Genomic DNA, 14217 nt, shown 5'->3' with positions numbered 1-14217 from the left:
AGAACGATGATTATTCCAGCTTTAGATGTGCTAAATAATAGTATTGTGAGACTTTACCAAGGCAAATACGATACCGCTCAGTTCTACCCTTTTGAACTGTCCGAACGGCTTCAAGAATATCAAAACTCAGGTGCAAAAAAGTTACATTTGGTGGATCTCGAAGGCGCGCGTAACCCGGAAAAGAAGCAGTGGCAGACAATTCAGCAAGCGACTAAAAACATTAATGTGCCGTACCAAGTCGGTGGGGGGATCCGGCGAGTACAAGATGTTGTGCAATGGCTCGAAGCAGGTGCTTCCCAAGTAGTAATTGGGTCTATGGCAGTTGATAAACAACAAGAGGTTGCAAGTTGGATTAAACAATATGGCGCGCAACAATTTGTGATTGCACTTGATGTTAATAACAAAGACGGAAAGTGGTTACCTGCAACCCACGGTTGGCTAAGCGATGCAAAGCAAGACCTGTTTGCTTTAATGGATTTTTATACCGAATTAGGGGTAGCTGATTTTTTATGTACGGACATAAGTAAGGATGGCACGATGACCGGGCCTTCATTTTCGCTTTATCACGACATTGTAAACCATAACAGTGCGATTAAGGTTCAGGCTTCTGGTGGTGTCAGCACTTTAGAAGATATAAAACAACTAAATGCATTAAACGTCGGGGGCGTGATCCTTGGGAAGTCCTTATTAGAAGGAGCATTTTCTGTTGAGGAGGCACTGCAATGCTATCAAAACGCATAATTCCCTGTTTAGACGTAAAAAATGGGCAAGTCGTTAAGGGGGTGAAATTTAGAGATCATGAAGTGGTCGGAGATATCCTTACTTTGGCTAAGTTATATAGTGAAGCTGGTGCAGATGAATTGGTATTCTACGAAATCAGTGCCAGCGTCGAGAAGCGCCTACTTGATGTAAATTGGGTAACCGAAATAGCGAGGCACATAGATATTCCTTTCTGTGTTGCAGGTGGTATTAAGTCTGTCGCTGATGCAGCTCGAGTTCTAGAACAAGGTGCCGACAAAATATCCATAAACAGCCCGGCAATTGCCCGTCCGCAGTTAATTAAAGAGCTGCACGATGAATTTGGTAAGCAGTGTGTAGTTGTTGGTGTAGATAGTTTCTATGACGAACAATCAGGTGAATATCTAGTTTATCAATTTACTGGTGATCCGGATGCGTCAAGCCGAACCCGCTATAAAACGCCTCAATGGATAGACATGATCCAGGAGTTAGGAGCGGGTGAAATCGTCCTTAACTGTATGAACCAAGACGGCGTTAGAAAAGGTTATGACAATACTCAGCTAAGCGAAATGCGCAAAAGGTGTAGTGTACCACTCATCGCTTCTGGCGGAGCCGGTACAATGCAAGATTTTGTTGATGTGTTTAAGCAAAGCGAAGTTGATGGCGCTTTGGCCGCGAGCGTGTTCCACAAACAGCTTATTTCGATTCCGGAACTAAAACACTATTTAATCACTCAGGGGGTGGCAGCAAGACAATGAAAATTACTCCAGAAAACCTAGAACAAGTAGATTTTACTAAATCAGAACTGCTCCCAGCCATTGTGCAGGATATTAATACCGGTGTGGTATTAATGCAGGGGTTTATGAATAGAGCGGCACTGGTGAGCACTTTTGAGAAGCAACTCGTTACATTTTATTCCCGCTCTAAGCAACGCCTTTGGACCAAAGGGGAAACATCCAATAACGTGTTAGTGCTCAAAGCAGTTTATACCGATTGTGACAGAGATAGCTTGCTCGTCTTTGCTGAACCTAAGGGGCCGACTTGTCATTTAGGCACAAATAGCTGTTTTGGTGACGTTGCTGCACCTTCGCTAGCTTTTCTTGGTAAGCTAGAGCAAATAATAGAAGCTCGTAAATCAGCAGATCCTGAATCGAGTTACACTGCCTCACTATTTGCGAAGGACCTCAGCCGCAGCTGCCAAAAAGTCGGTGAAGAAGGCGTAGAAGTGGCCCTTGCGGCGATGAAAAACGATAATGAAGAACTGTTGAATGAATCAGCTGACTTGCTTTATCACTTGATTGTTCTGTTACAAAGGCAAGGCCTCACGCTTGCCAATGTCATTCACACGTTATCAAAACGGAGCAAGTAGTTCAGGATATATTCGGGAAGGAGCTCTCCTTCCCGCCTAGCAATGACGTATACACTTGATTGTCAGCGTTGTCATAAATTTACACAAAATGTTTAATTATTGATCAGTTCAAAATTCTTTCCCAGTGTAGTCGCTTCCACAGCTAAATTATTCTTTTTAATCAAACTGTAAAAGTTTGTATAAGGTAAATAGTGCTAATTTTGTGTTGTTTTTTTGTTTGCTTTGTTGTCCCTTTTTCCATTTAATGACCCCGCCAAAGAGTTGGCATAATAAATTTTTAAAGGAGCTAGAAATGAAAATACAAAACTTAATGTTATTCACTGTTGCGTCTATTGGTATCGCTGCTACTTTCTCCGCTGCTGCAGAGTCTGAGTTCTTACTCGGAAATAAGAGCTACACGATCCCTGCAGGCAATGAAACGAAAATTGATGAAATTATCGCACTAATTGAAAGCGGTAACGATGTATCTAAGTTCGGTGTAAAAGAGCAAACGGTTGGGATTTCAGTTAATGATCTTAACCTAAAATCAGTCAAGAGTGACCTCAATACCTTGGGTGGTGACAGGCTTGTTGTTTACAGTCAGTTTAAAACTGCTGACTTAAACACCTATGACCAGGCGCTTTCATATACATGTCCTTCTAATATGTTCATTAGTTCGATGTCGAGTATTCACTCAGATCACCATGAAGACCGAGTTTTCAGTGTGGTATGTACAAAGTTTAAAACTGCAAACGGAAATCGTGTTTATAGAAGAACAACCAAATGGAGTGGCTACATTAATTCTGGAGATGATGCGTTCAATTATACATGCCCGAATGGCCAATTTTTAGTTGGTATGTCTAGTCGTCATTATAATCATTTAGAAGATAGAACTTTCAACTTTAACTGTGGTGGTATGGCTTACAGCAGTTATGGTTCAATACTTACTCCAGAAAACTGCAGATCAACGAGCTACACCTTGTTTGATGCGCCTTGGACGCTAGGTGGTCACGGTGCCATGGTTGGTATGGCAAGTCGTCATGAAAACCGATATGAAGATAGAACATTTGCTGTTTCATATTGTGAAGCTTTAAGTGATTGGTAATTAGTTTTAGGCAGGGCTAGCATTTTGTTGGCCCTGTGTCATGCCATACAAACTTGATGTCTTATTACTGAAAACATTCGTTAATTAAAACGTCTTGTGAATTTTTCATACTTTCCTTACTTGCTTCTACTTAGAAGCACCATGACGAAATGTCTTTCAATGAAATGGTAACGGTCTAATGACAAAAGCTATAGAACAACAGCCTCAAGTCTTTCTAATCAATTTAGATTCAAGTACTGAACGCTTAGCTAACGCAACAGCGCAATTCGAACACTTTGATATTGAGTTTGAACGTATCAGTGCAACACTTGGTTCCGCCATGGATATAACGGAAAAAGCGCAATACTACTCACATCAAGTTAACGCGACACGGTTTTTTAGACCATTGACTGACGGTGAAATTGGATGTTACGTCAGCCATTTAAGAGTGTTAAAAGAAATAGTGACTCGCAAATTACCGTACGCGATTGTCTTTGAAGATGACTTCAATTTGGTGAGTGATCTTAAAGAGGTATTTGCAGCGATTTCGGAAATACCTAGTCATTGGGATGTGATAAAACTCGCCCAACGAGGAATTGGTAAAGCTAAGGTGGTTGTCGCTAGTCAGCGATTAACGAGTCACTTTGACATTGCACTAACTAAAAAAATCCCGGCAGGCACGTGTGCTCAAGCGATTAGCTACGCGGGTGCAAAGAAAATCTTGGAAACGTTTGTACCTTTTGGTAGACCTGTCGATACTGACCTTCAGCATAGCTGGGAACAAGGAATTGATGTTTTTCAGATGAGCCCTCCTCCCGTGCAACAAGGAACACAGTTTGAAAGCACAATAGCTACACAAACTGGTAGAAATAAGCCAAAAAAGCGGTTTTGGGCGAAACAAAAGTATCATTTTAAAAAATATCTAATGAATCAAAAACGCTTAGAAGACATGGTAAAAAGGTTCGATAACGCAGCAACTTGATTGGTTACTAATCAAAGAAAAGTTTGTTCATGATAATTTAGTCTAATAGACGTGTTTTGGTTGCTATTTTGCGAGAATTTTGTCAGAAATGTGCTAGCATATAGCGAAACGGTTAGCGGATACACGTAAATCCGGTTACAAAAAAATAATAATCTACAAGGGAGCAAAACAGTGTCTATTGAAATCAATTTTGAGCTATCAGATTCGGATTTAGAGCACTTTCGCAACATGATGAAAGCAGCTATTGCTAAAAACAATAATTTGAGTGACGGTGAGATCATTGCAAAAGCAAGAGACTTAGTTGCGTCTATGGAAAAAGCAAACCTTCCTGAGTTTGTTAGCACGCGTCTGCTGTCACTACAAACATTGATCGATGCCGTATTAGATGAAGAATGGCAAATGCCTGAAGATGAAAAGAAAGAGATAATGGCATCGTTAGCGTATTTTGGTGAGCCTGAAGATATTGTTCCAGATCACATCCCTGTGCTTGGTTTTATCGACGATGCGATCATGATTGAGTTGGTGTTGCAAGAGCTGTCACTTGATCTTAAAGCTTACCGCGAATTTTGTGGCTTTAGAGCAACAGAAGAAGCGCGCCGTGGCGATGCTGCTAAGGTGGATCGTGATAGTTGGCTGGCAGGAACGCGTGCTCAGATCCGTTCTTCAATGCGCAGAACTCGTAGCAAGAAAAGCAGTCGCTTACTCTCTCGTATTATGTAAGTTAATCCAGTCAGGTGAGGCGCAGGTCTCACTTGACTACTCTTTCCCCACAACATGACCTGACACTTTACATCGTAATAATACCTTCATACTATAGCCATAATTTAATAGTGATATTATGGTAACCGGATTGAGTCTTCTCGAAAAAACATCAGGAAAACGTTATTTATTATTTGCTTCGCAAAACTATTCTTATGCGATTCTACGGCCAATACAAAGTGCGATTAAACGGTTTGGTGGTGAAGTAAAGTGGTTTTTACAAGGAAACGAAATCGACAAAACTTACCTTCATGACGATGAGCTTTCGCTGTCTTCGATTGATGAAATTCGAGACTGGAAGCCCGACGCGGTTTTTGCACCATCGAACAATATTCCTACTTTCTTCCCTGGTTGGAAAGTCGCTGTGTTTCACGGTTTTGATGCCGGAAAAGTAAACAGAAAAGGTCAAAACGATCATTATAAAATACGCGGTTGTTTCGACTTGTATTGTACACAAGGACCTAATACCACAGAACCATTTCAGCAAATGGCTGAAGAAATGGGATTCTTTAGAGTAAGGGAGACCGGCTGGTCAACGCTCGATCCTTTGTTCACCGACGGCGACGCTAACCCGTATGTAGATCACAATGATGCTAGGCCTACTTTGTTGATCTGTTCCACGTTCTCTAAACGCCTATCCTTAGCCTTAAAGCTTGAACAACAAATTCGAGCACTTAGAGACAGCAAAAAATATCGTATTCTGGTGCAGTTTCATCCAAAGATATCCGAGGAAACAGTCAGCCAGTATAAGGCGATGCAAAATGACGATCTGACGTTTGTAGAAACCGATGACGTACTACCTTTGTTAAAAGCTGCGGATGTGATGTTATGTGATACGTCATCGATTATGTTGATGTTTCTTCTATTAAGAAAACCAGTGGTGACATTTGATACACAAGTGCCAAAACCACATTTACTTAATATTACCGACCCTGAAAAAGTATCTTCGGCGATAGCTGAAGCGTTGACCTACCCTGCTAATTTAATGACAGAAATCGAGCAATATTGCCAGCAGCTTCACCCCTACTCTGATGGTCAGTCAAGCTATAGAGTACTAGAAGCAACCAATGACTTGATTGAATCTGCTGGAACTGAGCTAAAGAAAAAGCCGCTTAACTTAGTGAGGCAACTTAAATTTAGGAAGAAGCTTAACTACTGGAAGTGGTAGTCACGCTCAGCGGCAAATAAACGCTTATTTTAAGCTCACGCTATTGAAAAAACTTAATTGTTAGTTGAGTTTACTGGGCTAAAGCCAAGGCTCTGAACTATACAGAGCCTTGATTTATTTGACTATTAGTCGGCTTTTGCATTTGGGTGAGGGACACCCATCCAAGCTTTATACATCATTAACTGACGTTCTGTTGGACTCGCTACTGCCTTAATGATTTTGTCTTTATCATAGCCAGAGCCGAGTTGTACTTCGGTACGTTTCAGTAAGTCTCTTCTAATGTAAAACACTTCGACTTTTTGCTCAGGAGCGAAATTTTCAAGTGTTGCTTTAAGCGTGTTGCGCACATGATGACCGTCTATTGCGACCAGCTTGTCTCCGGCTGTTAAGCCTGCTTGCCAAGCATTACCGTTGCGAGCGACATGAGTTAATGTTAACAACGCACCTTCAGACTTTGCTTTGGCATCGAGTTTCGCAACTGGAACCGCATCTGTAGGCAATGTATGCGTTAGTCCGACTTTTTCGAACAAACTGTCAAAGTTGATGGCTGCTGGACTGTTTACGTTGTTCTCCCACCAGTTTGAATAATCGTTTCCTGTAAGCGCTGTTAAAATTGCCTTAACATCATCAGCGTTAAATTTATCTGGTAACTTATGACGCTGATACAATTCTTTATGTACATCTCGATAGCTGATCTTTCCATTGGATTCATCAAGTAGCTTGATATCAAGGGCCATAGAAACTAACGCGCCTTCAGAATAAATATTTGTGCTGTAGTTTTTACCATGGTCACCTCCTTGATTAATCCATTTATCAAAGCTGGTTGCGGCTACAGACTGCACTTCGCGACCAGGAGAGTTGAGGTGTCTATTAACCCTAGACGTCAGTATTTTGAAATACTCTTGGTTTGTGGTGATCCCAGCACTAAGCAACAAATAGTCTTCGAAATAGCTGGTAGAACCTTCAGATAACCACAGCAGATCTGAATAATTTTCACTGACGTAGTCATAAGGTACTAACCCTTCAGGTCGGTAGTTCTTTACATTCCAGGTATGAATGAACTCATGGGCAGCGGTAGAAATAAACCCGACATAATCCTCACGCTGTTTGAAACTATCACGGTGACGCTGAATTATAGTTGAGTTTAAGTGTTCGGTAGCACCCCGCGCCCCACTCGTTGCGTGAACCATAAATACATAGCGTTGATAAGGATATTCATGCCAAATTAAAGAACCGGTTGTGACTAACTTTTGCAAGTCTTTTATCATTAAATCCACGTCATAGTTACCTTGCCCCCAGACCACCAACTCGTAATCTCTGCCATCGACAGTGAATTTATGAAGTTGGTTTATACCTGTTTCAATGGGCGAGTCTACTAAAATGTCATAATTATCAGCTTCAAAACTGTGTTTAGTGTCAGCAAATTCCATCCCGGATACAGAACGCCAACTAGTAGGCACCTGAAGTGTAACGGTGACAGGCTCATTTCGATATGCGTCGCTAAACATGAAGAAACCAGAGGCATCAATAAAGGCATGGCTGTCATCGATATGCCTTGCTCGAAGTCCAAGTTCATTGGCGTAGACTTGATAGCTGACTTGGACCTCAGCGGGATCAGCTATAAATACCCGCCAAGTATTTTTGTCAATTTTCTTCCACTCAAGCGCTTCACCCTGAGTGGTTTTTGCTTCGAAATAACGAATTCCATTGGCTAAATCTAATATCTCGTAGCGTCCAGTTCGCCAATCTGGAAGTTGAATATCTAAGCTATTTAGGGCTGTTTTTGGGAAAGTAACATTGACCTTGGCTAAATGGTGTTCCGGTTGGTCGATAGTGACATGGTAGTTTACATCTGCAAATGCACTAACAGTGCAGAAAAGTATGCTTAGAGGAGCTATTTTTTTCATTTATGACTTTTACGATATGAATTATGACTGAAACTTACCAAACTACACTTTTATGCTCCAAATTATTCGACGAGTTGACACTGAAATAAGACCATTTTAAACCTTTAAATTCCTACGCACTGGTTAGCTATTTGTTGTAAACTAAATCTAAGGTATTAATAAAAGACTGGAAATTCGTGACCGATAAAGTTTTAAAGCTCGAACAAAAGTTGCAAAAAGCAATTGATGCTCGCACCACGCTTGAAAATGCACGTAAGCATCAGGTTGATGTGTTAACTCAATTTGCAGCAAAGCTTTCATTAGCCTGTAAGGGGCAAGATGTTTCTCTCGATAATCAACTTGCAAAATTTCGAAGCATAATTAACAAAGGTGTTGACTTTGAACAGCTTGTGCCTGTGATTGATGCACTGGCTGAACCGTTAAAAGTTCAAGAAACTACCACAAGTGCAAACCAACGCGCGCTTGAAGAAGCCGTATCTAAGGCTGGTAAACAGTTACAAAAAGTAAAAGGTGTTCCTGCTGAATCAAGACGTCAGCTTAGAGTTTTGTTGGAGCGGGGCCTTGCTGATGTAAACGCAACCAATGGTTATTTACCAATCCTAGAACGGTTGGTTGCAATATATCACACGGTATTAAATTCGAAGTTAGAGCTATCTGACGATGCGCTAAAGCAAAATCATCCAGAGCTTGCTATGGAATTGCTGGCTTTGATTAACGAACTAATTTTCGAAGATGAAGCGCTCGAACAAATTAAAACGATAAAAGCAGCGTTAAGTGAGAGTGATAGCATTGAAAGTCTACATGAATGTGCCGTCAACGTTATAAGGGTTATCGCCCAAACCATTGCGAAAGAGCGTCAGTCAGCGCAAGGCTTCTTAGTTTCGTTGAACCAAACTTTAGATGAATTGAATAAGTCTATTATTGAAACGACTTCTCGCTCAAAAACAACAACTAAAGAATTGGCGCTGTTAAACACCAAAATTGAAGAAAAAATCCAAAGCCTAAATGCAAAAACGCACACAGCTACCTCAATCACTGAACTTAAATCTATTGTAGATAATGAACTCAAATCATTGAGTAAAGATATCATTGAGCGCGATCAGCTTGAAGCGGCTGAGCGAGAAGCGCTGATTACCTCGTTTAACCAGATTAATGCGCGGATTAATACGCTTGAGCAAAAGGTCAATAAATACAAAACACGATTATCTGAGCAAAAGTTCAAAAGTCTCTTAGACGGGTTAACAAAACTTCCAAACCGGATGGCTTTTGATGAAAGGTATAGCCATGAGTTTCAACTGTTTGAAATTAACAATGGCGATGTGACGCTTGCGGTCGTTGATGTAGACCACTTTAAATCAATTAACGATAAGTACGGCCACAGTGCTGGTGATAAAACACTTCAAGTAATCGCCAAAGCACTAAGTAAATCAATCAGAAAAACAGATTTTATTGCTCGTTACGGTGGTGAAGAGTTCGTCCTATTAATGCCAGGAATGCCACTGGAGCACGCGCGCAGGCCACTGGAAAAAATCAGACAAACCGTGCGTTCTATACCGTTTAAGTTTAAGAACGAAGAAGTCGTTATCACCATCTCAATCGGCGCGACACAATTCACCGTAGGTGATACACCGCTGAGCGCATTCGACAGAGCCGATGATGCGCTTTATGAAGCAAAGAACAGTGGAAGAGATCGATTGTGCTTTAAATAGATGCGCTTCCTGACCAAAAAGGAGTAAGCCTATGCAGGTAGAACTAAACCCAACGGGTGTTTTAAATTTATTGTCAAAACTTGAAGTTGACTTGTTACAACAATCAACAACCAGTGAAAGATATAGGCTTTTTAGGAATTGTGCACTTGCTGTGTTGAACGTAGGAAGTCATACCGACTCAAGTTCGGAAATTTATGATAAATACGAAGACTTTGATATCAGGTTAATTGCCAGAGAGCGAGGGATAAAAATTGCGCTTAGCAATCCTCCTGAGTCTGCGTTTGTTGATGGTCAGATCATAAGCGGTATTCACGAGCATATCTTCTCGGTGATTCGAGACATATTGTTTATCTGTCAAAAGTATCAAGAACAATTAACTTCGCACGAACAGATAACTCACATGGTATTCGATATGCTGCGTAATGCAGAAGCGCTGGAAGTGAACAAAGACCCAAATATGATAGTTTGTTGGGGTGGTCATTCCATTAATGAAGTCGAGTACAAATATACCAAAGAAGTCGGTTACCAGTTAGGCTTACGAGGACTTAACATTTGTACTGGTTGTGGACCTGGTGCTATGAAGGGCCCGATGAAAGGGGCAACGATTGGGCATGCTAAACAAAGGGTGACCAATAATCGTTACCTTGGTCTGACTGAGCCAAGTATTATAGCGGCAGAGCCGCCGAACCCAATTGTTAACGAATTAGTGATATTGCCTGACATAGAAAAACGTTTGGAAGCATTTGTTCGCGTGGCGCACGGTATCATAATTTTTCCTGGCGGAGCTGGTACTGCTGAAGAGCTATTGTATTTACTCGGGATATTGCTTCATCCAGAAAACCAAAAACAACATTTACCTGTGATTTTGACGGGGCCAAAACAAGCGGCTGCCTATTTTGACGAAATCAGCGCTTTCATAGAGAAAACACTCGGTAAAGAAGCGTTAGAAAAGTTTGAAATAATAGTCGATGATCCGGCTCTTGTGGCTAAAAAGCTTAAAAGCTCCATGCCTGCGGTTCGTGAATATCGAAAATCTCAAGGTGATGCTTACTATTTCAATTGGACGCTTAAAATAGAGAATGATTTTCAACTCCCGTTTGCTCCAACGCATGAAAATATGGCATCTCTTGATCTTCATCTTAATCAACCTAAACAAAAGCTTGCGGCAAATCTAAGAAGAGCGTTTTCTGGAATTGTAGCAGGTAACGTCAAAGATGAAGGGATTACGGCAATCAAGAACCATGGACCTTATGAATTAAGTGGTGACAAAGTGTTGATGTCTGACATGGATAAATTACTAGGTGAGTTTGTCAGCCAAGGGCGCATGAAACTGCCCGGCAGCAAATATATTCCTTGTTATAAAATTAAATCGTAATCTATGAAACGCCTATTGTTAATAGATGCGTTGAATCTTATTCGACGCATCTATGCTGTTAATGAAACCCACGAAGCTAACGATGCATCCATCGCCGTTAAAAATACCTGTAATGCAGTACAAAGTGCAATTAAGTCACTATGTAAAACTCATAAACCAAGCCACGCTGTAGCTGTGTTTGATGGTGATAAAAGTTGGAGGTATCACTTTTATCCACAATACAAATCAAGCAGAAAACCGATGCCTGAAAATCTCAAGTTAAGCTTAAGCGAATTTGACGGCGTCATTGCAAAGGCCGGTATTAAATCTTTTCATCCTGAAAACGATGAGGCCGATGATGTTATTGCAACACTAGCGACCAAGGCTGCGGCATCAAATGTTAATGTGGTTATCGTGTCTACGGATAAAGGATTTTTGCCGTTACTGAGTGAAAAAATTACGGTTTATGATCACTTTAATCGAACATCAAAAACCGAGCAGGATGTGATTGATAAGTATGGAGTAGGATGCTTAGAGTTAACCCGTTATTGGGCGCTTTGCGGAGATAAAACCAATGACATACCCGGTGTTAGAGGGATTGGTGCAAAAACCGCCTGCAAACTGGTAAAAGAACATGATTCTTTAACCAATATGCTTGCAAGTATTGCCGTTAAACCCGCGATAAAGGAAAAACTTCAATTAGGTCTTGATGACTATATTTTGAGTGAGGCATTGGTGACCCTCAGGAAGGATATAGAACTCGGTTTTAGCATGAAAGACATAAGGTTAATTAAATAGTACTACTGACTGGTACTAGCTGAGCAACTTCTTTATGATAGAGGCTATATCGGTGCTGTGGGCATCCCTAGCATATTCAACTAGAGTGTAAAATGATTCGAAAAATCTTACAGTATATTTTTCTTGGATTGGCAGTTTATGCTTCGGTTGTGTTTTTGGTGATTAATTATTACAAAGACGACCCGCAAGCGATGATTTGGCAAGACCGTGAAGCATTTAACAATCGTTTTATCAGTAGCTTAAGTTTAAAAGATAAAGTCGAATTAAGTGTTGTTTTGGACACCTTAGGAAGTCCAGATCTTACCTACGTCAAAAAGTATGGTGATAATATTTCACAAATTGTCTTTTATAGAACTCAACTGGTTAAACCTGACGGCATCACCACCGAAGACGAGTGTACAGGATTATTATTTGAAAATGGTATTCTTGTTTTGTGGGGACCCGGCGCGCGAGTCGCCTTCGATAAAGTAAATAGCTAATGGAAGCAATGCGCATTACGCCCAGAACGCTAAAAGCACTGATAGGTGGTACGCATAAAGTATTGAGGCATTATTACAAAAAGGCGACGTGGCCATCCATTTACCCTACCCTTGTTAAGCTTTCACAGCTGTATATTCAATGCTATGAGTCAAATCCTAACGCTTTACATGCTCAACTTAGCCTCTATTCTTCAAACTTTCCTTACAGTACCAACCTAGTTATCAATCAAGCCATTTTGGTCTGTATGGCCTGTAAACAACTTGGATTTTCTAACTCTGTGACTGAAGAGTTGTTATTAGCTTGCTTAGCTGATTATTTATGTGTGGCAAAAGAGACCGATATGATTGGGCGAGGAGAAAGCTTATCACGTCAGGGTCAAAAATTATGGAAAGTTAGACATCAACTGACGGTAAATCTGCTAGAAGAAGCGAAAACGCCCTATTTGCAATGTTTGAGGATTTTGTCGCGGCTTTCTAGTTACAGTCAGCGATTAGTGTCACCTGAACCCACAAGGTTTACAGATAACGCGTCTCTAATTGTCGCCGTAGCACATAAATTATCGCAATTGATCACGCCCAATTTTAACAAACGAACGTTGGGGCTTGATGAGGCAATTAAACGACTGTATCTGAAACCAGCTAATAAATATTTAACAACAGTCTTGGATGCCATTTGTGGTAGCTTCAGCTTGAGACCTGCGGGGCTATTATGCGAAATTGATGAACAGCAAGGCGTATTAATTGACAGCAACGAACAAGAAAAGCTTATATGTATTATTGATTATGGTAGAGCCAGAAAATTAGTAAAAACACATAAGCCATTGGAGTTTAGATTTGCATCGATGACGATTGATGATGAGCAGCTGCTATTAAAAGTTTGGTTTCAACTCGAAACGGTTCCGCACAATGTAAACCAAGGGACAGAAACTGGTGTATTAGCGCTAATAGAAGAACTATCCCATAGTCGTTTTCAAAGCTTCAGCGCACTAGAAAAACTAATTTCCCAACATCAAAATATCGACAATGCGCTGCAATTAGCGGCTAGGCAGTACAATCGTGAACACTTAAAGGCTGCTTCCGTAAGGCATTCGCTTGCGATGGTGGGACTTGATACTGCTGGGTTACTTTCACAACGAGTATTGTTAGAACAAGTAATAGCCAGTCATCCGCTGCCATTTACAGAGGATGTATTAGCTAAATATACAATGCTAGCGCAAATTATCGCGATTTTTGTGGGGTCGAGCTATGGACAGGAATATGAAGAGATACTTTCACCTTTTACCGCAGTGGTTACATTTTTAGTTCTACATCAAGGGGTTGAAATTCAACACCTGACAGCATTTAAACGGGAACCTTTTTCAGAAAAAGTGATTTCAGTCGCAAATCTATTTGGCATACAAGAAATAGCATTCGATAAACTGAACCAATTTATGCAAAGACATTTTGCCGATAGCAAGCTTCATCAAAACATGCTGGATAGCGAAACATCGGTTAAGTCTGAATTACCTCAAAACACCAACATATTTATCTTTATTAAGCTGGTCGCCCTTAAGGTAATGGCTCCATTTTGGCAACCTACCGCCTGGCAAAGCCAGTTTATGGATGCAATGGTTTCAGATAGCGAATTTACCTCTTATCAAGCTTTTGAAAATGCCTTATTGGAAGCCGGTTTTTACTCTACTATCGAATGATATTTATTCAATAAATGAGCGCTATATCAAGCATAAACACAGGTTATGCCAAATTGACATTCCCTGCTGGAATAAGCGTAAAGAAATTGATATAAAACGCGGCTCACGCAAGCGAACATACACTCTCAATGTTTTCTACTAGACTAAATGGCATTAAACACCATTGAAGTGTAAAAACTACTTTTGATAAAGGAAAAAAA

Annotated in this window: 13 protein-coding genes; 12 read left to right on the top strand and 1 reads right to left on the bottom strand. The window is 40.7% G+C overall.

From position 1 onward, the window contains the following. The first annotated feature begins 6 nt into the window (after positions 1-6). From ACSLBF_RS20125 to ACSLBF_RS20095, 7 genes are all read left to right on the top strand, one after another. Positions 7-741 (top strand): 1-(5-phosphoribosyl)-5-[(5-phosphoribosylamino)methylideneamino] imidazole-4-carboxamide isomerase, encoded by a 735-nt coding sequence (locus ACSLBF_RS20125; protein WP_440056423.1) that lies wholly within the window; start codon positions 7-9, stop codon positions 739-741. Continuing rightward, on the top strand, positions 723-1496 hold the full coding sequence (hisF, locus tag ACSLBF_RS20120; RefSeq protein WP_440056422.1) for an imidazole glycerol phosphate synthase subunit HisF: 774 nt from the start codon (positions 723-725) through the stop codon (positions 1494-1496). Before ACSLBF_RS20125 ends, hisF begins: the two co-directional genes overlap by 19 nt. After that, entirely contained in the window at positions 1493-2107 is a 615-nt protein-coding gene (hisIE, locus tag ACSLBF_RS20115) for a bifunctional phosphoribosyl-AMP cyclohydrolase/phosphoribosyl-ATP diphosphatase HisIE (protein WP_440056421.1), read from the top strand. Before hisF ends, hisIE begins: the two co-directional genes overlap by 4 nt. Positions 2108-2399: 292 nt before the next feature. Continuing rightward, entirely contained in the window at positions 2400-3191 is a 792-nt protein-coding gene (locus tag ACSLBF_RS20110) for a dermatopontin-like protein (RefSeq protein WP_440056420.1), read from the top strand. A 178-nt stretch (positions 3192-3369) separates the two neighbouring features. Beyond that, positions 3370-4152, top strand: coding sequence for a glycosyltransferase family 25 protein (locus ACSLBF_RS20105; protein ID WP_440056419.1), 783 nt, complete (start codon positions 3370-3372; stop codon positions 4150-4152). 171 nt (positions 4153-4323) lie between these two features. Continuing rightward, the gene (locus ACSLBF_RS20100; protein WP_440056418.1) at positions 4324-4872 is read left to right on the top strand and encodes a YkvA family protein; all 549 of its coding nucleotides are present in this window, start codon (positions 4324-4326) and stop codon (positions 4870-4872) included. A 130-nt stretch (positions 4873-5002) separates the two neighbouring features. Beyond that, positions 5003-6079: a CDP-glycerol glycerophosphotransferase family protein gene (locus tag ACSLBF_RS20095; RefSeq protein WP_440056417.1), complete on the top strand. Its 1077-nt coding sequence runs from the start codon at positions 5003-5005 to the stop codon at positions 6077-6079. 125 nt (positions 6080-6204) lie between these two features. Here the strand turns inward: ACSLBF_RS20095 and ACSLBF_RS20090 are convergent, their stop codons facing one another. Then, the gene (locus ACSLBF_RS20090) at positions 6205-7986 is read right to left on the bottom strand and encodes a M61 family metallopeptidase (protein WP_440056415.1); all 1782 of its coding nucleotides are present in this window, start codon (positions 7984-7986) and stop codon (positions 6205-6207) included. 176 nt (positions 7987-8162) lie between these two features. Between ACSLBF_RS20090 and ACSLBF_RS20085 the strand changes: the two genes are divergently transcribed. From ACSLBF_RS20085 to ACSLBF_RS20065, 5 genes are all read left to right on the top strand, one after another. Next, positions 8163-9695: a diguanylate cyclase gene (locus tag ACSLBF_RS20085; protein ID WP_440056414.1), complete on the top strand. Its 1533-nt coding sequence runs from the start codon at positions 8163-8165 to the stop codon at positions 9693-9695. A 31-nt stretch (positions 9696-9726) separates the two neighbouring features. After that, positions 9727-11070: a nucleotide 5'-monophosphate nucleosidase PpnN gene (gene ppnN, locus ACSLBF_RS20080; RefSeq protein ID WP_440056413.1), complete on the top strand. Its 1344-nt coding sequence runs from the start codon at positions 9727-9729 to the stop codon at positions 11068-11070. 3 nt (positions 11071-11073) lie between these two features. Next, positions 11074-11847, top strand: a complete 774-nt coding sequence (gene xni / locus ACSLBF_RS20075; RefSeq protein WP_440056412.1) for a flap endonuclease Xni — start codon at positions 11074-11076, stop codon at positions 11845-11847. 92 nt (positions 11848-11939) lie between these two features. Further along, positions 11940-12326 (top strand): DUF3192 domain-containing protein, encoded by a 387-nt coding sequence (locus tag ACSLBF_RS20070; protein WP_440056411.1) that lies wholly within the window; start codon positions 11940-11942, stop codon positions 12324-12326. After that, positions 12326-14017 (top strand): hypothetical protein, encoded by a 1692-nt coding sequence (locus ACSLBF_RS20065; protein ID WP_440056410.1) that lies wholly within the window; start codon positions 12326-12328, stop codon positions 14015-14017. Before ACSLBF_RS20070 ends, ACSLBF_RS20065 begins: the two co-directional genes overlap by 1 nt. Positions 14018-14217: the final 200 nt, after the last annotated feature.

The organism is Pseudoalteromonas sp. T1lg65, from assembly GCF_051930985.1.
Taxonomy (GTDB): Bacteria; Pseudomonadota; Gammaproteobacteria; order Enterobacterales; family Alteromonadaceae; genus Pseudoalteromonas.
Note: the sequence above shows the minus strand (reverse complement) of the source record. Positions and strands in the feature narration are given on the sequence as shown.